Origin of the sequence: Pseudoalteromonas sp. S3260 (genome assembly GCF_005886925.1) — a bacterium.
GTDB classification, from domain to species: domain Bacteria; phylum Pseudomonadota; class Gammaproteobacteria; order Enterobacterales; family Alteromonadaceae; genus Pseudoalteromonas; species Pseudoalteromonas tetraodonis.
The window spans coordinates 1-19,063 of record NZ_PNCV01000015.1; the positions used below are offsets into that span (position 1 = coordinate 1).

The window sequence follows — 19,063 nt, forward strand, 5'->3', positions numbered from 1 at the left end:
AACCTAGTGGGCTAAGTAAAAACCGAGCAACAAAGAGTAAATCGCCCCTAGGCAGAACCCTTCGAGCAGGGTCTGTTTGGCATTTATGCTGCGTTATCGCCTATTTATGGGGAATAACCACACTACATAGGCTCTGCCTTGCCTAAAAGCCAAACATACAGCTGCAAATTAAACCTCGAAAGATAAACAGGCCCTTTACATCACTATAAACACACCACACCGAAGCGATAATAAAGACCACTGCAAACGATTTTGTACATCAGTATTCATTGAACCTGTCATAAAATTTCCTTAAAAAAGATATAAATAAACTAATAAGCAATAAAGACCGTACAAACTCCCTTTTATTTCATAATAATTGTAAATAGCTGTTAAGCTTGTTTAATAAATCGATTAACAAAGCAGCTATTTTTAATATTTTAATAAATAACAATATTGTTAAATTGCTGAAAGTTATTTTTAAACCTTTCGGTCTTTTATAACCATCAACATACAATTACAGAGAGAAAACGTTTGAAATATTCATCCTTGGCCGTATCTATAGCCGCTTTATTAAACACACCCGCTATTGCTTTTGCTACAACAAAGCCTGTAACAGAAAATGCTATAGAGCGTATTGAAGTAGCGGGCCAAAGTTTAAATTCTCAAGGACTTTCTGTTAAAGATGCAACCATAATGGCCCCTTTGGCGATAATTTAGCACTGCAAGATATAGCACGTTCAGTCACGCCTATTTCAAAAGAGCTGCTAGAACAACTTAACATTACTACCTTGCAAGACGTACTTGCTGTGAGCCCTAATACGTATGCCGCCAGTGGCTTTGGGGCACCAAGCTTACCCACTATTCGAGGCCAATTAGGTGAGCTCTTTCAAGATGGAACTCGTCGCCAAGCGGGTAATAACGGCTTTGGTGTGCCGTTATCATTTAACGCGGTAGAACAAATAGATGTAGTTAAAGGCGCCCCTCCGGTATTGTTTGGTTCAAGCCAGCGCAATGGTGGTTTTGTTAATTTACACTCAAAGCAAGCCTCAACTGAAGAACACAAAGGTAAAGCGAAGCTCTCTGCGGGTCGCTGGGATCAATACACCGCTCAGCTTGATTACACTGCACCGATTGTAAAAGACAAAATTGGTTTTCGTGTGAGTTATGAACACCTTGATCATGGAAGCTACTACGATTACTCAGGGAATAAAAGCGACAGTCTTTTTGCAGCACTGCGAGTATTGCCTGATGATAAAAGCAGCTGGGATATTAACTTTGAGCTATACCACGTTGAGTTTACCGACAACGCCGGTATTAACCGCCCTACTCAAGCACTCATCGACCATGGCCTTTATATTACCGGCCAAGGCGTTCAAGCAAACGGCAGCACAGTACCCGCAGCGGGTTCAATTGTATCTCCAACAGGGTTAGTTAACATTGATCGCAGCACGGTACTTACCGATCCTGATAACCAAAACGAAGCCACTACTTACCTATTACACAGTATTTATAAGCGCGAGCTTTCAGATAAAGCGTCGCTTAAAAATATTAGTTATTTTCAGCACTTAAAACGTGATGAAGTGGCTCAAAACAGTTTTGTTGAAATTATAGATGGTGCCGATACCGCACAAAACCGCACTGAACTAACGTATCAATGGAATAATGAACAGTAAACTATCTTAACCTTTGATGTGCGCTACAACAAAGTACTTGGCTACAGCCAGTTTACCACCGAGGCCGACACGCCAATTGATTTAACGGGCCCACTTTCAAACCGTCGCATTCCATTAACCGATGCGCAAAAAGCACGCTTAGTTGAGCTGCGCCCCGGTGTATTTGTATCCCCAGGTGGTCAATACGATATAAACGGCGGTGGCAGTGGCGATTTTAACTTATCAGACACCACCGACTCGCGTTCTTGGCAAACTGGCTTTGCTATAAACAAGACTCACAGTGGACAAATAAACTGCGTACCAGTGTGGGTTACCGCCTTGATTATTATAATGTAGAAGCACACGATCCCATAGCGCCACAAGGACAAACAGCAGCCAGTGATAGCATTAACGACACACTGCAATCTGGCCAAATCAGTTTTAATTACAAGCTCAATACTGATTTTACAAGTTACGGCACAGCAAGTTACAACGAAGCGACTTCAAATAGTATGGCCGGTGGTAACACCTTAGGTGGTGACAACACGATTAGTGCGCAAAACTTTGCAACCGAAAACACGCTGGTAGAATTTGGCTTAAAATACGCGCCTACCAACAGCGATTGGTATGCTGATGGCGCCCTATTTAGCCAGCGCCGTAGTTTACGCAACCGCGATGGCAGCAATACCGGTATTCGTACCTCAGGTTTTGAAGGCCAAGTATTTTACGACGCTTACCCATATTGGTTAAGTGCAGGTTATAGCTATATTGACGCGCGCTACGATAACTCTGCGACTGGCCAAGACTCGGCGCAAATTGCTGATGCGTTTGATAACTCACGCCCAGATATTATTGCCGGTAATGGTATAGGCGCGCCAAGTTATACAGCGTTTGCCCCTTCAAATAGCCAAGTACAAGGTATTCCTGAGCAATCGTTAAGCGTTAATGGTAGTTATTCAATTAATGAGAAATGGCAGGCAGGTTTTTCAGCTTTATATACAAAGAGTTACCCGCTGGACTTTTTACAAACAGTGAAAATTCGTGACCAATACACGTTAAACGTCAATACCAGCTACGCGTTTACGCCTAGCACTAAGTTGCGATTAGATGTGAACAACGTCACAAATCAAGATAACTGGCGTCCAGTGTTTGAAGGCGGCTATTTTGGCGCAACATTGGCATTTCCTGAATTACCAATAAACGCCAAGCTTACCCTAACGCATAACTTTTAAGCCCAAGAGATAATATGATTAAAAAACTATTGTTAGTATTGATTGCAGCAGCCGGTATTGGCATGTTCTTTCATTTTAATTTGCACCAGTTACTTACACTCGATGGCTTAAAAGGGTCGATGGATCAGTTTAACCAATACAAAGCGCAATCGCCGTTGTTAGTTATTGGCGGGTTCTTTTTGCTCTATGTGGTAGTAACGGCTCTCTCTTTACCTGGCGCAGCTATTTTAACATTGGCCGCAGGCGCATTATTTGGCTTAGTAGAAGGCTTACTGGTGGCGTCGTTTGCCTCAACGATTGGTGCTACCCTTGCCTTTTTAGTGTCACGCTATTTATTACGCGACACCATTAAAAAACGGTTTCCTGAGCGTTTAGCTGCTATCGATAAAGGCGTAGATAAAGAAGGCGCTTTTTATCTTTTTACTTTGCGTTTAGTGCCGGTATTTCCGTTCTTTTTAATTAACCTATTGATGGGCTTAACCGCTATTAAGTCGTGGACTTTTTATTGGGTGAGCCAAATTGGTATGTTGGCAGGCACCTTTGTATTTGTGAATGCCGGTACTCAACTTGCACAAATTGAGCGTTTATCGGGCATTTTGTCACTAGATTTAATTCTGTCATTTGCTCTATTAGGTGTATTCCCACTGATTGCGAAAGCGATTTTAAATGTATTTAAAAAACAACGGGTTTATAAAAACTACACTAAGCCCAAAAAATTCGACCGTAACATGATTGTTATTGGCGCGGGTGCAGGCGGCTTAGTTACCAGCTATATTGCCGCCGCAGTAAAAGCCAAAGTCACCTTAATTGAAGCCGGCGAAATGGGTGGTGACTGCTTAAACACTGGCTGTGTGCCTAGTAAAGCGATTATTAAAAGTGCAAAAATAGCACAGCAAATGCGCCATGGCGAAAACTATGGCCTTGAAAACACTACACCGCAGTTTTCCTTTAAAAAAGTAATGGCACGTGTACATCAGATCATTGCTGATATAGCCCCGCACGACAGCATAGAGCGCTACACAAATTTAGGTGTGGAGGTTTTAAAAGGCTATGGAAAATTGATTGACCCGTGGACAGTAGAAATTAAACTTAACGATGGCAGCACGCAAACTCTTACCGCTCGCACACTTGTTATTGCCACCGGTGCTCGCCCGTTTGTACCGCCACTGCCAGGTATTGAAGAAACCGGTTACGTTACCAGCGATACTTTATGGAGCAAATTTGCCGAGCTCGACGAAGCGCCCAAAAAACTGGTTGTTTTAGGTGGCGGCCCGATTGGTTGTGAGCTTGCACAAAGCTTTGCCCGTTTAGGCTCAAGTGTGACGCAAGTTGAAATGACTCAGCGCGTTATGATTAAAGAAGATGTTGAAGTGTCAGCTTTTGCACACCAATCACTGACCGATAGTGGCGTTAATATTTTAACCTCACACCAAGCGCTGCGCTGTGAAGCACGCGAGGGTAAAAAGTACCTCGTGGTGAAACACAACGACACCGAAATTGATATTGAATATGATGAGCTACTGTGTGCCGTTGGCCGAAGCGCACGCCTCAAAGGCTATGGCCTTGAAGAGCTTGGTATAGAAACTAATCGCACCATAGTAACTAACGACTACCTAGAAACACTCTACCCTAATATTTTTGCCGCAGGCGATATTGTAGGCCCGTACCAGTTTACTCACGTTGCGGCTCATCAGGGGTGGTACGCGGCGGTTAATGGCTTATTTGGCCACTTTAAAAAGTTTAAAGTAGATTACCGTGTTATTCCATGGACCACCTTCATTGATCCAGAAGTCGCCCGCGTAGGCCTAAACGAGCAAGAAGCGATTGATAAAGGCATAGACTATGAAATCACCCGCTTTGAGTTTGAAGAGTTAGACCGCGCCATTACTGAGAGCGCCAATAATGGCTTTATTAAGGTGATCACTCCTAAAGGAAAAGACAAAATACTCGGAGTTACTGTGGTTTCTGAGCATGCAGGCGATTTAATTGCTGAATTTGTTTTAGCCATGAAACACGGCCTTGGCCTTAATAAAATTCTAGGCACAATTCACAGCTACCCAACATGGGCAGAAGGCAACAAATATGCCGCTGGTGAATGGAAACGTAACCATGCTCCACAAACTGTTTTAAACATGCTTGAAAAATACCATGCATGGCGCCGAGGTTAAGCCTTTGTATACGTTATTGAAGTTTTTAGTTTTAAGTGCACTACTGGTCACGGCGTTTAAAAGTAGTGCACAAAACCTGCACGATAGTTGGAACACGCTATTAACTAAACATGTTGTCGCTATTAATCATGGGCACAGCACTGAGGTTGATTACGCTGCAATTAAACACGAGCACTACCATTAGCGGTGACAGTTTTTCAGTTGGGCTACCTGTTGCACCTAATTCACTACAAAATTGTTAACAATGGCTGTAGCCTTCATAAAATAGACTTGCTACATAAACGCCAATGAATATCCATAATGTGGCTATTAACCCTGAATAAACCGCAATCGTTTCAAACATCATCAAAATCCTTTTTAGGAACTAACACTTAGCTAACAAGCCAAAACCAGCTCTACAGTTATCGCAAATGCGGTATCTCCGGCACAGAATCTCCCTGAAAGTTTACAGTTTTATAGTGCGCTAATTGCTCACTTTTAAATAGGGAGGGAGGCAAACAACTGAACTATTTACTCATACACATTTTATCCTGCTTAGTGGATGCCTGATGTCTAAAATTTGATTACTTATTTGTACCTCTAAAAGCGCAGCGTCTCTTTACCCTCTTTGTGTATAATTCACTAAATTTTTTTGAACTGAGAAAAATAAATGAGAAATAAATGAGCGGGCTTCGAGTGACGAGCAGCGAGCTTGTGAAAACAGCCTGAAACCTAATCATAACAGCCCTGAACTATGACCTTTAACCTACTCTTTCAGCGCAGCGCTTCTTTGCTCTCTTTATGCATAATTCATTAAGATTTTTTCGTCTCATTAATAAATCATTTCTTTATCATTATAATTAACCACTAATCAAATGCTATCGGTATTAGTTTTAAAAAACAAAGCGCTACAAAAATGTAGCGCTTTCATTACTTATAGGTTGTTTGTTTAAACTAAAACGCGTTATTAAAAAAAGCCAAGCGGATCTTCGCTGTAACTTACTAGCAAGTTTTTAGTTTGTTGGTAATGATCCAGCGCGAGTTTGTGAGTTTCGCGGCCTATACCAGACTTTTTATAACCGCCAAACGCTGCATGTGCTGGGTACATATGGTAACAATTAGTCCATACACGACCTGCTTCTATTTTGCGACCAAAGTGATAAGCACGATTCATATTACGGCTCCATACCCCTGCGCCTAAACCAAATTCTGAGCTGTTAGCCAGTTCAAGTGCTTCGGCTTCGTCTTTAAAGGTCGACATTGAAATAACGGGGCCAAAAATTTCTTCTTGGAACACGCGCATGTCATTACGTCCTTTTAATAGTGTAGGTTGAATGTAATACCCGCCGTTTAGCTCGTCGCTTAATTGCTCAACATGGCCGCCAGTTAATACTTCAGCACCTTCTTCTTTACCAATTTCAATGTAGCTTAAAATTTTATCAAACTGGGCTTTAGAGGCTTGTGCGCCTACCATAGTTTCGCTATCAAGCGGGTTGCCACGTTTAATTTGTTTAGTACGTTTTAAAATACGTTCTATAAATTGCTCATAAATATCTTCTTGAATGAACAAGCGTGATGGACAAGTACATACTTCACCTTGGTTAAAGTAGGCAAGAATGGCACCTTCAATTGCTTTATCTAAGTATGAGTCGTCTTTTTCCATAACATCGCTAAAGAAGATATTAGGTGATTTCCCCCCAAGCTCTACCGTTGAAGGAATAATATTTTCGGCTGCACATTTTAAAATATGTGAGCCCACAGGGGTTGAGCCTGTAAAGGCAATTTTAGCAATGCGCGTACTGGTTGCCAGTGCTTCACCTGCTTCTTTACCAAAGCCGTTTACCACATTTAAAACACCTCCTGGGAGTAAATCGCCAATAATTTCCATTAACACTAAGATTGAGGCAGGTGTTTGCTCGGCAGGTTTTAATATTACACAGTTACCTGCTGCAAGTGCAGGCGCTAATTTCCATGCGGCCATTAATAATGGGAAGTTCCACGGAATAATTTGCCCTACAACGCCTAGAGGCTCATGAAAATGATACGCCACCGTGGTTTCGTCTATCTCGCCAATACTGCCCTCTTGAGCACGCAAACAACCGGCAAAGTAACGAAAGTGATCGGCGGCCAGTGGAATATCAGCGGCAAGGGTTTCACGAATCGCTTTGCCGTTATCCCATGTTTCGGCCACTGCAAGTAGCTCCAAGTTTTGTTCAATACGGTCGGCAATTTTTAATAGTATATTGCTGCGCTCGGCGACTGAGGTAGTGCCCCACTGGGTTTTTACTGCATGGGCTTTGTCGAGTGCAAGGTTTATATCGTCTTTATCTGAGCGCGGTACTTTACAAAATACCTTGCCATTAACTGGGCTTATATTATCAAAGTACTGGCCGTTGACTGGGGCAACCCACTCGCCGCCAATGTAATTACCATACTGCTGTTTAAATGTGACGAGTGCGTCTGGTGAACCTGGGTTTGCGTAAATCATATGTGTGTTCTCTTGTTGTTGTTAGCTAAAAGTCTAAGCCGAAATTTGTTAGAGTAATGTAGCAACTTGTTTTATATTTAATCGGTATTGATTGACATTAGACCATTAAGCGCTTAAAAACTTGCTTAGCTGTCCAAAAAAGTTGTCTGTGAGTCCACATTAAAAACGCTCTATAACGATTAAAAAAGGCTGAACATGCACACATCTCAGTTAAATAAAAAACGCCAACAACTTGATGTACTGATTGAAAACAAAGTGACCTTTGCTGCCGATAACTCTGAGCTAAGTATTTACGATACCTATAAAAGTGCGCAAAAAGTGGCGTTGCACTCAAACGAATTACTGTTTTGTGCCATGCTCAGTGGTAAAAAAATAATGCATGTTGAGAGCAGTCAATACCACAAAGCGTTTTTACCACATGAATCGTTTGTATTAGCACCTGAGCAAAGCGTGCTGATTGATTTTCCGCATGCATCCTTAAACGCACCCACAACCTGTTTAGCCATTGAAATAAGCACCGATAAAATAACCAATGTGGCTAATGCGCTTAATATGCAGCAAAGTTTTGCAAACGATGCCTTGTTTGAATACAACCCTAATTTAGTGCATACCCAACATAATACTCAAACGCAGCAGTTATTAGAGCGCATGGTGCATTTATTTAGTGAGCAAGGCGCCGAGCGACACTACTTAATTGATTTATCGTTAAACGAATTGATCACCCGTTTATTACAACAACAGAGCCGTGATTTATTGCTGGCAAACTGCGATAAGCTGCGCCTAAAAAGTAACGTGAGTGATGCACTGCATTATATTGAGGAGCATTTAAGCGAAAACCTCGACATAAACACCCTTTGCAAAATAACCTGTATGAGTCGTAGTAAGTTTTACCAGCAATTTAAACTTGCTTTTGGTACTAGCCCTGCACTTTGGCAGCAACAACTTAGGCTTAAAAAAGCCCGCACGCTTTTATTAGAAGGCCACGCTATAAGCAAGGTGTGCTACGATCTGGGTTTTAATAGCGCCAGTCATTTTAGTCGTTTATTTAAGCAAACTTTTGGTATTGCACCAAAAGCGTGTCGCCACTAACCTAACACAACAGTTTTTGTTATATTAAACAGCCTAATATGCTAGATTGTTTGCAATGTTGTAAGTAGTAATGAGTCACCGATGAGTAAACCCACCCGCTGGACATTAAAGAGTATTGCCAAAGAATTAGGTGTGTCTAATGCTACGGTATCAAATGCATTTAATCGCCCGGATCAACTCTCTGCTAAACGCCGCGAAGCCATACTTAAAGCGTGCAAAGAGCTGGGGTATTATGGCCCTAATAAAGCGGCGCAATCTTTGCGAAGTGGCACGTTTAATATTGTTGCATTAGTCCTTCCTGATAGCGTGGAATACATGGTATCAGACCCTGTTGCGAGCAGTTTTATGCGGGGAGTAACCTCGGTACTTGAAAAAAATAATATTAATGTTTTATTGTTTTCAGGCAACAGTGACAACCTCAACAGCGTTGTTGATTTTGTCGATGGTTTTATTTGTTATGGTCGCCCGCGCAATAAAGCACTAGTAGAGCAACTAAAAACAGTCTCTAAACATGTGGTGACGGTTGATTTTGACATTGCCCGTAACGCCTCAATTAATGTTAATAACGAGCAAGCCAGTTATGAAATAGCCAAACATGTTTTGCATAATCAAGATGATAAAGTGGCTATATTAGGTTTAAGATTACTTGATGAAAATGTATTGTGCCGGGTATACGAACATCACGAATTTGAAACTGGCCAATCTATTTCGCATCAACGTTTGCGTGGCTATCAACGCGCCTTAAGTGAGGCCAATATAACGGTTGCCGACGACCGCATTTGGAATATTCCTGAAAGCAGTGAGCGCTTTGCAAATATTGCCGCAAAAGAGGTATTAACAGCCTCCCCTCGCCCTAACGTGATTATATGCATGAGCGATTTAATTGCCCTTGCCACCATGCGAGAAGCCATAAAACAAGGGATAAAAATAGGCAGTGAGCTGCGTATTGTGGGGTTTGATGGCATAGAAGAAGCCGCTCGTTTTGTACCTCGCCTCACTACAATTCATCAAAATAGCCAAGAAAAGGGCGTTATGGCTGCTAACTTATTTATTTCTAAAGAAGAAAAACAATATGAAGTAGGTTACGCACTCGATATTGGTGCAAGTAGCTAAGCACTGTTAATAAAGCAAATAAAAAAGCCAAGCAGAAACTGCTTGGCTTTTGGTTTTTCAACAAATAAAGCTATTAAGCCAATAAACTTTGTAAGTTTAGAGTGCTTTCTTGAGTGCCATTAAGCTGCGTAATAAGCGCAGTACGGCTTGCAAAGTCAATCCTCAAAGAAATTGATTGTTGTTCAAGCTTCCACATTAAACAACAAACACTTGCGCCGCCTTGAGCCGAAAATTCACCTGCAAATGCGGGGTGTTCGTTACGCATTTTAATTAGCTCTATGAGCCCTTTTACTACCGGTTTATTAAGGGCTTGCTCTATTTTAGCCGCGTTCAAATATGGGCGATTTATATCACGGCCAACATTGGTTTTTGCTAACAGTTCCATATCGTTTTCACAAGCAAATAAGCCGCCGTAATAAACTTGCGGTACACCTGGCGCAAAAAATTGAATTGCTCGCGACAGCAAATAGTCAAAATCATTAGCGCCTAATGCATTGTAATAAGTACAGTTTACTTGATATAAGTCGACATTACTGGCAGCCGCGCCTGTTGCTTGGCGGCTTTGATTGTTACTATTTGCATGCATGGTTTCTACTAGGTTATCAATTTGTTCTGCATTTAATAAGCCTGGTTTTTCGCCCATTGGGCCTGCATCAATTATGCCTATGCCATCATGGGTGTCTAGTACCGTTAAACAATTACGCGGCGATATTTTTAGCCATTTGAGTAATGCATCCGCATTGTTATTAAACAAGCTATGTAGAATAAGTGGTGGCAACGCAAAGTCATAAACCATATTAACGCGCTTAGCTACATCTACTTGTGTTTGATAATGGCTATGAATTTCTGCAATGGTTTCCATGCCTAAATCGTTGGCTTGCTTTGATAAGTTATCTAAGTAGCCAAACGTTTCATCTAGCATAAAACAATTAGTACCCGCCTGCTTAATGGCATAACCCGCTGCATCTAAACGAATAATATTAACGTTGTTAGCAGAGAACTTAGTAAGTACATTATTTAAATACGCAATTCCTGCCTCTACTTTTACGTTTATATCAATTTGATTATCGGTAAAAGTGGTCCAAAAATCATACGTTTGACCATCACCGCATTTCATTGGCGTAAAACAACTGCCTGGGCGTGGACGGTAAATAGCTTGCTGCTCAGCCTCGCTCATGCCATTGGGGAACACGTCCTCTTTGGTTAAAAATAAATCCCAAAATTCTGACGCTTTACCTTTAGCCAGTACATCTTGAAACTGAAAAGATTGCGCCGACACATGGTTCACTATGAGATCAGCCATTAAATCATGGTCTTTACCGAGTGCCTTTATGTCGTCCCAAGTACCGATTCGAGAATCAACTTCACTATGATCAATCGGGTCAAAGCCTGCATCGCTGCCATCAATTGGGTTATAAAATGGCAATAAGTGCACACCACCAAAAACGCCCTCTAATGGGCCATGTAAAAGAGTGGTAAGTGCATTTATATCTTGGCCAGTAATTCGATCAGCGTATGTGATCAATTGAACTTTATTCTTCATCATTGTGTGATTACCATGTTGAAACTTAATCGATTAAGATATATCTTTAACTAGCACGTACGAATTTACAAGTTATTTTTATAAATTTTACATACAAATATCGTGGCGACATTAATACTATAATCAGTAACTGACTGACTTACTGGGTGTTAAGAACGCATTTAACGAGGAAAAGCACATGACAAAATCACACACACACGTAAGCAGCGATCCGTTGCAACAAATTCGCTGGCTCACATATATGATGTTTTTTATGTTTGCCATGACCTCCGATGCCGTAGGCATGATCATTCCCGAGCTCATAACTGAATTTGGTTTAAGCATGACCCAAGCCAGCGCATTTCACTATGCGCCTATGGCACTCATTGCCTTTAGCGGATTATTTTTAGGCTTTTTAGCCGATAGCCTCGGGCGTAAAAAAACGATTATGCTTGGGTTATTACTATTTTCTGCGAGTTGCTTTTTATTCGCCATTAGTAGCAGCTTTATATTTTTTATTTTTTTGCTTTGCTGTATTGGCTTAGCTATTGGCTTATTTAAAACCGGCGCTTTAGCGTTATTAGGTGATATTTCTCATAGCAACGCAGAGCACACTAAAACCATGAACAAAGTAGAAGGCTTTTTTGGTATTGGTGCCATTGTTGGGCCTGCACTTGTTGGTGTATTACTGGTACAAAATGTAAGTTGGACTTATTTATATATTATTGCTGGTATTATGTGCTTAATTTTAGCGTTTTTAGCGTGGCGTGCAGAGTATCCGAGCGTTGTTAAAAGCACTGAAAAGCCCGCTTCACTTGCTACCACCATGAAAATGATAAAAAACCCCTACGCGCTTGGCTTTTCGCTCGCCATTGCGCTTTATGTTGCAACCGAGGTTGCCATTTATGTATGGATGCCGACGCTGTTAAAAGACTACACAGGCTCTTGGCCCCTTTTGGCAACCTATGCACTCACCATATTTTTTATACTGCGTGCCGCAGGTCGTTTTATTGCGGTGTGGTTATTAAACCGCTATAGCTGGCAAGGTGTTATGGCTTACTTAAGTTTAGGTATCGCATTATGTTATGTGGGTACTTTAGTCGGTGGCGTTGATTGGGCTGTTGGTTTATTGCCGCTTTCAGGGTTATTTATGTCGATGGTTTACCCGACCTTAAACTCCAAAGGAATATCGTGCTTCCCGGTACAACAACATGGCGCAGTTGCTGGGGTTATATTATTTTTCACTGCACTTTCAGCCGCATTAGCACCTTTATTTATGGGTATGATCAGCGATTACTTTGGTCATGTACGTTATGGTTTTTATCTTGCAACCGGCTTTGCCATTATTTTATTTTTAGCGATGCTTTTTAACTATTTCCGTGACCCATCAGCCAGCGCTTTACAAGAGAGCAACCTAATAACTGAGTAAATCAACAAATTGGGTGCTAAAAAACACTATATAAATCAATAGATGAGTAAAAAAACAGCAAATAAAGAATAAAATAATTTGCTTATTGTAAAAGATTTGTTATTTTTACTTAATCGATTAAGTAAAAATAACAACCCCTTCGGGCTCACAAAACGAGGCGTTCACATGACAACACACAACACACCTTTATATTTAATGAGTGCTTTAGCGCTGGCTGTAAGCCAAGGCGTTTATGCACAACAAGAAGAGCAAAACACACAAGCGCAAGCTAACAAAGGTCTTGAGACTATCGTTGTAACCGGTGTACCACGTCGTACAACCATTATGGCATCAAGCTCATCAGTGAGCAGCCTATCGCTTGCTCAAGTTGAAGTATCTACACCCCGTTCAACTGCTGAAGCGTTTAGAATTATTCCGGGCGTACGCTCAGAATCAACCGGCGGTGAAGGTAACGCAAACATTGCTGTACGCGGCTTACCTGTGGCCTCTGGTGGTGCTAAGTTTTTACAATTACAAGAAGACGGTTTACCCGTTATGCAATACGGTGATATTGCTTTTGGTAACGCTGATATATTTATGCGCCTAGATAATACCGTACAAACTATCGAATCAATTCGTGGTGGTTCGGCCTCGACTGCAGCAAGTAATGCACCGGGCGGCATAATTAACTTTATATCTAAAAATGGTGAAAACGAATCAGGCAGTGTTTCTACAACACTGGGCCTTGATTACGACACTATTCGTACAGACTTTGAATACGGCACTTACCTTAGTGATAGCGTACGTTTTCATGTAGGTGGTTTTGTGCGCCAAGGTGAAGGCCCGCGTGAAACAGGTTACACATCAAATAAAGGTGGGCAAATTAAAGCCAACCTTACCAAAGACTTTGAAAACGGTTACGTGCGTCTTTATTACAAACATTTAGATGACAAAAGCGTGGGTTACTTACCAATGCCAATGTATGCAAATGGTGACTCAATCCCAGGGTTTGACGCACAATCAGATACCCCGCATTCAGCATTATTTACTAAAACAGTGCGTTTAAATGGCGAAAATCAAATTAGTAGCGGCGATATTCGCGATGGCATGAACCCGCAAGTTGACTCAGTGGGTTTTGAAGCTGTATTTGACTTAGATAACGATTGGCGTATTGAAAACCGTTTTCGTAAATCCTCTATTAGCGGTAACTTTAATTCACTTATTCCTGCTGAAGTAGGCAGCGCGACTGCTATTGCACAAAGTATTGGCGGCGCAGGTGCAACGCTTAGTAATGCAAATACCGGAGCTGCATTTAATGACGATTTAGCCATGCGTATTCATACGTTTGACGTCACAATGAACGACTTTGACTCTATTGTGAACGACTTCAAACTAACTAAATCACTAAGCGATGATACAAGCGTTACGTTTGGTTACTATGCTTCAACGCAAAATATTGCTATGTCATGGTTATGGAACTCTTACCTTATGGAGCTTAAGGGCGATAATGCGGCGCTACTAAATGTAACAGCTGCTGATGGTACAGCGTTTTCTGAAAATGGTTTATATGCATACGGAACGCCTTTTTGGGGTAACTGTTGTCAGCGTGATTACGATACAGAATACGATACCCGCGCCCCGTACGTTTCATTTTCAACAAAAATGGGTGATGTAAGTATTGATGCCAGTGCTCGTTACGATAGTGGTGAAGCACGCGGCAACTATGCAAGTGCCGTTACCTCAACGGTCGATATGAATCGCGATGGAGTGATTTCAGTTCCTGAACAAAATGTAGCAGGCATTGATACCGCAAATGCTAGCCCAGTAAATTACGATTGGGATTATGCATCCTATTCAATTGGGGCTAACTACCAAATAGATTCAAGCCTTGCGACATTTGCAAGACTGAGTAAAGGTGGCCGCGCAAATGCTGACCGACTTTTATTTGGTAAAGTACGCGCTGACGGTTCGGTTGCTGATGAAGATGCCGTTGATGAAGTAAACCAGTATGAATTTGGGGTTAAAAAACGTTTTGATTCACTCTCAGTTTTTGCAACAGCGTTTTATGCAGAAACAGAAGAGCAAAACTTTGAAGCAACATCGCAAACCTTTTTTGACCGTGAGTACGAAGCAAAAGGGATTGAAATTGAATCAACTTACTTCATCGATGCATGGGATTTTCGTGGTAACTTAACATGGACTGATGCAGAAATTGCTAAGGATGCACTTACACCTGAAGTGGTAGGTAATACGCCACGCCGCCAAGCTGATTTAATCTACTCTTTAATGGCTCGTTATAGCTTTGATAAAGGTGCTGCCGGTGTCAACTTTATTGGTACTACTGATGCTTACGCTCAAGACAATAACGACCTTAAATTTGACGGTTACACTCAAGTAAATGGCTTTGTAAGTTACGATTTATCTGAAAACCTTAATATTGCACTTAATGTAAATAACTTATTCGATACGGTAGGTATTACAGAAGCTGAAGAAGGCTCAATTCCAGATAATAACATTATTCGCGCCCGTACTATTAATGGCCGCACAACATCAATAACGCTTAAATACGCGTTTAACTAACCATCTTTAGTGTAACAAACGCTGAAGCTATGTTTTTCAGCGATTGTTACACTAACTTTAATTAGTTTTAATAATTCTCCCTTGAATTTTGACCTAGCTCTGCTGGGTTTTTTAGGATTTACACTATGACCAAATTACTTAGCCTCGGCGAGCTACTTATTGATATGCTGCCACAAGATTCTCAAAACAGTGCTTATTTGCCCATTGCAGGAGGTGCCCCTGCCAATGTAGCGGTAGGTTATGCAAAGTTAGGCGGCAAGGCTGCTTTTTGTGGCGGTATGGGTGATGACTACTTTGCTAAACAATTAAGTAAATCGCTTGAGCAATATAAAGTAAGTACAGAGTACTTATTTACGATTAAAGACTCTCAAACGGCCGTGGTTATTGTGAGTTTAGATGAAACCGGTGAACGCAGCTTTAATTTTTATCGCCACAATACGGCTGATTTACTGTTAACGAGTGATCACTTAAGCCATATTAAATGGGATGAATTGAGTACCCTACACTTTTGTTCCAACACGTTAACCAATCCAGCCATTGCAAACACCACCGTGTGTGCTTTAAAGCTGGCTAAAAACAACCATAAACTCGTTAGCTTTGATGTAAATTTACGCTATAGCTTGTGGCAAAATAGCAATGACATTGAACACAATGTACACGCGTGTTATGCCTATTGCGACATTGTTAAGCTATCGCGTGATGAGCTGAACTTTTTAGCTGAGCAAACACAGCAAGCACCTGATGATTACTTACAATCTATTTTAGATACAGGTGTTAAATTGGTATTTTTAACCGATGGCTCTGCACCGGCAACGGTTTACCACAAGGCGTTTATATTAAACAAATCGGCGCCAATCATTAATGCTGTGGATACTACCAGTGCCGGTGATGCGTTTATTGCAGGCGTGTTATATTATTTAAATCACACCGATGAAAATAGCTCGCTTATCGAAAAAATTAATAATGAGCATCTAGTAAAACACGCTTTAAGTTTTGGTTTGCGCTGTGGCTCTAAAGCCTGCTTAGCCAAGGGGGCATTTCCCGCATTACCTACACTTCAAGAGGTATAACACCAATCCGCAATAATACTTAATCATTTACGAGGCTAAACGTGTCGCTATCTGCGTTAAAAAATTCTCATTTAGAACAACTAAATAGCAAATTTTTGCCTAGCTATCAATACGTTTTTCCAGCCTCAAAATAGATCACTTAATTAAGCGAATTGGTATAAATACTTTAAAAATAAAGGCCGATTATGGCCTTTATTTAAGCATCCGCTTCTTCATCATTACTTTTTAACCATTCTAAAGCCGCAGTGGCGTTCTCAAAATATTCAATTTCACCTGATACAAACCAACTGCCTAATTTAGCGATGGTTGATTGCCAGTCTTTGTTGCCGTATATGGCTATTTTTTTAAATTCTTTGTTATGCTTTAAGCTAAGTTTTAAATCATCCCATGCAGCTCTAAGTTCCCAGCCATCAAGCTCAGTACCATCTATGAGTACATTAACAATAGGATGTTTAACTTCGCCAAGCGCAGAGTCAATCATCGGCGTGATCACCTCATAATCTTTGTGAGTGAGTGTACCTATAGCTTTTAAGGTTAAAAAAAACTCGCAACCAGAGCGCTCAATACCAATAGATAAGCCGTGTGTTAAATTTACCATAACCCGAACTCCACAATAATATGAGCATCAAGTATAGGTGATAGCTTATTAACCAATAGTGAAGTAGATCAAAAAACAGGCACATCACTTTTATTGTGCCCATTTTAATTAAATGCTTAATTATGCATTTTTAAGCCGTGCTATTTGATTTTCAACATCTGTTAAATGACCGATTTTAAGCCACACTCTGGCTCCTTCACTGCCTGCTGTTGCTTTAATTTCGCTGTTAGGCGGCACTCTTAACCAGCTCTGCTTTACTAATGTATCGCCCTGCTCTTCAAGCGAGCCTTCAAGAACTAAAAGCTCGCCCCCACCTAAGGCGTTTAACGATATTTCACTGTTAGGTGCAAATGCAAAAATACTCACCTCTTCAAAGGCATCTTCATAAAGAGAAACTACATTTACATTACTAAACTCAGGGTGAGGAACACTGCACATGGTATTAGTTTGCAAGCGAACATGCTCTCTATCCTCTGGCTGAAACTGCCATAATTTCACAAATATAACGCACCCGTTTTCAGAGCTTGGTGTATGTTTTGACTCAGGCGGATTGCGAATATAAGAGCCCTTGGGGAAATCACCATGTTCATCTTGAAAAACACCTTCAAGCACAATAAATTCTTCACCGCCGGTATGTGTATGGGCAGAAAAATGGCTGTTTGGCGCATAACGTACAATGCTGGTTGCGCGTGCAACCTCATTGCCCACTCTATCAAGTGGACGCCTATCAACACCCGCCATCGGTGAGGCTATCCATTCTAACGATTCGCTATGTACAACAACACGTTCGCTAAAATCAGCTGCAATTTTCATATTTGACTCCATATCTAAACAGCAATACTTGGACGCTGAGCGACCTTTTCTTGCCATGCTATTAAATGTGATAACTCACTAGGAATAGCTATTTTTGCAAAGCCTGCAAACACCAGACCGGCGTACAAAGTAATATCTGCAACACTGAATTCTCACCAGCAACATAAGCAGAGTTAGCTAATACGCTATTAAAATAAACAAAGCCTTGGCGCGCTTTTTCACCTTGCTTTTCTCCCCAAGCAACATTTTGATAGGTTTCAAGCGCTGGGCCTAAGCATGATGAAAGTAAGTGGCTACAGCATCAAGTACCATTGACTCCGCACGCTTTTGCATCATATTAATCACCGCGCGTTCTTTTGCCTCAAAACCTGTTAATGAAGGGCCAGCAAAAGCGGTATCAATATATTCAGTAATCGCGGTGCATTCTGCGATGAACGTTCCATCATCTAGCTCTAAAACAGGTACGCCTGCTAAGGGGTTTTTAGCTAAAAAAGCCTCAGTACGGTGCTCACCATTTATAAATCGACAGCAACAAACTCTACTTTATCAGTCGCCTTTTTTTCAGCAAGCGCAATACGTACACGTAATGGATTAGGAAAGTTTTCTACATCATAAATTTTCATAATTATCTCTTTATATTTTTAATCACAGTTTGAGCTAATACTGGCAAGAATAAACACCTACCTACTGGTAGGTAATTTATATTAAGATCTCGACCTTTGCAAACTAAAAATAAAAGAGCTTGAAAATAACTACCTACTGGTTGATAATTTTTTGCAGCGATATGAAGGAAGTTTAAAATGACAAAAAAAGCAGCCCTGTTAAAAGCAGCAGAAAACAAAGTTAGACTTGGTGGCTATAGCAATTTTAGCTTTAGAGAGTTGGCCAATGAAATTGGTATTAAAAGTGCCAGTGTGCATTATCACTTTCCAACTAAAGCTGATTTAGGTGCAGAGCTTGCGCATCAATATACCGATGCCTTTATCGCTGTACTTGGTGAACCAGAGGCACACAAAGCAAACGGTAAAAACCCTATTGATATTTACACTCAGTTATTTAGAAATGCACTCGTGATTGATAAAAAAATGTGTTTATGTGGCTTGCTCGGCGCAGAAAGCGACAGCCTACCTGATAAAGTGCGGGTTGAAGTTCAGCGGTTTTTTAATAAAAATTTAGCCTGGTTAACCCAAGCACACGCTGCGAATGGTGAAAAAAACCCTGCTCGCGCGGCAATACAAACAGTGAGCTTATTAGAGGGGGCGATGATGATTAGTAAAACCCTAGATGATATCAGCTACTTCGAACAAGCCACTTTTTAGCGATTGGCGATCAAGTATAAAAAAAGCGAGCCTTTATAAGGCTCGCTTTT

At 41.1% G+C, this 19,063-nt stretch carries 11 protein-coding genes and 4 pseudogenes; 9 read left to right on the plus strand and 6 right to left on the minus strand.

Annotated features, from left to right (window positions below; genetic code table 11):
• Positions 1 to 513 precede the first annotated feature (513 nt).
• From CWC14_RS03190 to CWC14_RS03200, 3 genes and pseudogenes are all read left to right on the plus strand, one after another.
• Positions 514 to 2,866, plus strand: a pseudogene (locus CWC14_RS03190) (TonB-dependent receptor).
• A gap of 14 nt (positions 2,867 to 2,880) precedes the next feature.
• On the plus strand, positions 2,881 to 5,034 hold the full coding sequence (locus CWC14_RS03195; protein WP_138561255.1) for a dihydrolipoyl dehydrogenase family protein: 2,154 nt from the start codon (positions 2,881 to 2,883) through the stop codon (positions 5,032 to 5,034).
• Positions 5,015 to 5,209: pseudogene (locus CWC14_RS03200) on the plus strand (DUF547 domain-containing protein); the annotation flags it as partial. The gene CWC14_RS03195 and the pseudogene CWC14_RS03200, both read left to right, overlap by 20 nt.
• 3 nt (positions 5,210 to 5,212) lie before the next feature.
• On the opposite strand, the pseudogene CWC14_RS19635 reads toward CWC14_RS03200, so the two are convergent.
• Together CWC14_RS19635 and exaC are read right to left on the minus strand one after the other, a co-directional pair.
• Positions 5,213 to 5,377: pseudogene (locus CWC14_RS19635) on the minus strand (DUF998 domain-containing protein); the annotation flags it as partial.
• 603 nt (positions 5,378 to 5,980) lie between these two features.
• Entirely contained in the window at positions 5,981 to 7,501 is a 1,521-nt protein-coding gene (gene exaC, locus CWC14_RS03210; protein WP_016900596.1) for an acetaldehyde dehydrogenase ExaC, read from the minus strand.
• A gap of 195 nt (positions 7,502 to 7,696) precedes the next feature.
• Here exaC and CWC14_RS03215 point away from each other — a divergent pair, with 195 nt between their 5' ends.
• Positions 7,697 to 8,590, plus strand: a complete 894-nt coding sequence (locus tag CWC14_RS03215; protein WP_138561257.1) for an AraC family transcriptional regulator — start codon at positions 7,697 to 7,699, stop codon at positions 8,588 to 8,590.
• A gap of 81 nt (positions 8,591 to 8,671) precedes the next feature.
• Entirely contained in the window at positions 8,672 to 9,703 is a 1,032-nt protein-coding gene (locus CWC14_RS03220; protein ID WP_016900594.1) for a LacI family DNA-binding transcriptional regulator, read from the plus strand.
• 73 nt (positions 9,704 to 9,776) lie between these two features.
• Here CWC14_RS03220 and gtfA read toward each other — a convergent pair whose 3' ends face one another.
• On the minus strand, positions 9,777 to 11,249 hold the full coding sequence (gene gtfA, locus CWC14_RS03225) for a sucrose phosphorylase (RefSeq protein WP_076921972.1): 1,473 nt from the start codon (positions 11,247 to 11,249) through the stop codon (positions 9,777 to 9,779).
• A gap of 175 nt (positions 11,250 to 11,424) precedes the next feature.
• On the opposite strand from gtfA, the gene CWC14_RS03230 reads away from it, so the two are divergent.
• The 3 genes from CWC14_RS03230 (at position 11,425) to CWC14_RS03240 (ending at position 16,283) form a co-directional block, all read left to right on the plus strand.
• Complete coding sequence (locus CWC14_RS03230) at positions 11,425 to 12,654, plus strand: MFS transporter (RefSeq protein WP_036983784.1); 1,230 nt, start codon at positions 11,425 to 11,427, stop codon at positions 12,652 to 12,654.
• 165 nt (positions 12,655 to 12,819) lie between these two features.
• Positions 12,820 to 15,213 (plus strand): TonB-dependent siderophore receptor, encoded by a 2,394-nt coding sequence (locus CWC14_RS03235; RefSeq protein ID WP_138561259.1) that lies wholly within the window; start codon positions 12,820 to 12,822, stop codon positions 15,211 to 15,213.
• A 125-nt stretch (positions 15,214 to 15,338) separates the two neighbouring features.
• On the plus strand, positions 15,339 to 16,283 hold the full coding sequence (locus CWC14_RS03240) for a carbohydrate kinase family protein (RefSeq protein WP_138561261.1): 945 nt from the start codon (positions 15,339 to 15,341) through the stop codon (positions 16,281 to 16,283).
• 196 nt (positions 16,284 to 16,479) lie between these two features.
• Here the strand turns inward: CWC14_RS03240 and CWC14_RS03245 are convergent, their stop codons facing one another.
• The 3 genes and pseudogenes from CWC14_RS03245 to CWC14_RS03255 form a co-directional block, all read right to left on the minus strand.
• Positions 16,480 to 16,881 (minus strand): SpoIIAA family protein, encoded by a 402-nt coding sequence (locus tag CWC14_RS03245; RefSeq protein ID WP_138561263.1) that lies wholly within the window; start codon positions 16,879 to 16,881, stop codon positions 16,480 to 16,482.
• Between the two features lie 120 nt (positions 16,882 to 17,001).
• Complete coding sequence (locus tag CWC14_RS03250; protein WP_138561265.1) at positions 17,002 to 17,694, minus strand: cupin domain-containing protein; 693 nt, start codon at positions 17,692 to 17,694, stop codon at positions 17,002 to 17,004.
• Positions 17,695 to 17,708: 14 nt separating this feature from the next.
• Positions 17,709 to 18,317, minus strand: a pseudogene (locus tag CWC14_RS03255) (glutathione S-transferase family protein).
• A gap of 177 nt (positions 18,318 to 18,494) precedes the next feature.
• Between CWC14_RS03255 and CWC14_RS03260 the strand changes: the two are divergent.
• Positions 18,495 to 19,013 carry a TetR/AcrR family transcriptional regulator gene (locus tag CWC14_RS03260; protein WP_013463009.1) on the plus strand — a complete coding sequence of 173 codons (519 nt, stop codon included), beginning with the start codon at positions 18,495 to 18,497 and terminating at the stop codon, positions 19,011 to 19,013.
• The last annotated feature ends 50 nt before the right edge of the window (positions 19,014 to 19,063 follow it).

Excerpts from the sequence above, each read along its gene's own strand:
- CWC14_RS03230 (WP_036983784.1), top strand. The coding sequence starts at position 11,425 with ATGACAAAATCACACACACACGTAAGCAGCGATCCGTTGCAACAAATT.
- CWC14_RS03195 (WP_138561255.1), top strand. The coding sequence starts at position 2,881 with ATGATTAAAAAACTATTGTTAGTATTGATTGCAGCAGCCGGTATTGGC.
- gtfA (WP_076921972.1), bottom strand. The coding sequence starts at position 11,249 with ATGATGAAGAATAAAGTTCAATTGATCACATACGCTGATCGAATTACT.
- CWC14_RS03220 (WP_016900594.1), top strand. The coding sequence starts at position 8,672 with ATGAGTAAACCCACCCGCTGGACATTAAAGAGTATTGCCAAAGAATTA.
- CWC14_RS03240 (WP_138561261.1), top strand. The coding sequence starts at position 15,339 with ATGACCAAATTACTTAGCCTCGGCGAGCTACTTATTGATATGCTGCCA.
- CWC14_RS03250 (WP_138561265.1), bottom strand. The coding sequence starts at position 17,694 with ATGAAAATTGCAGCTGATTTTAGCGAACGTGTTGTTGTACATAGCGAA.
- CWC14_RS03215 (WP_138561257.1), top strand. The coding sequence starts at position 7,697 with ATGCACACATCTCAGTTAAATAAAAAACGCCAACAACTTGATGTACTG.
- CWC14_RS03245 (WP_138561263.1), bottom strand. The coding sequence starts at position 16,881 with ATGGTAAATTTAACACACGGCTTATCTATTGGTATTGAGCGCTCTGGT.
- exaC (WP_016900596.1), bottom strand. The coding sequence starts at position 7,501 with ATGATTTACGCAAACCCAGGTTCACCAGACGCACTCGTCACATTTAAA.
- CWC14_RS03235 (WP_138561259.1), top strand. The coding sequence starts at position 12,820 with ATGACAACACACAACACACCTTTATATTTAATGAGTGCTTTAGCGCTG.
- CWC14_RS03260 (WP_013463009.1), top strand. The coding sequence starts at position 18,495 with ATGACAAAAAAAGCAGCCCTGTTAAAAGCAGCAGAAAACAAAGTTAGA.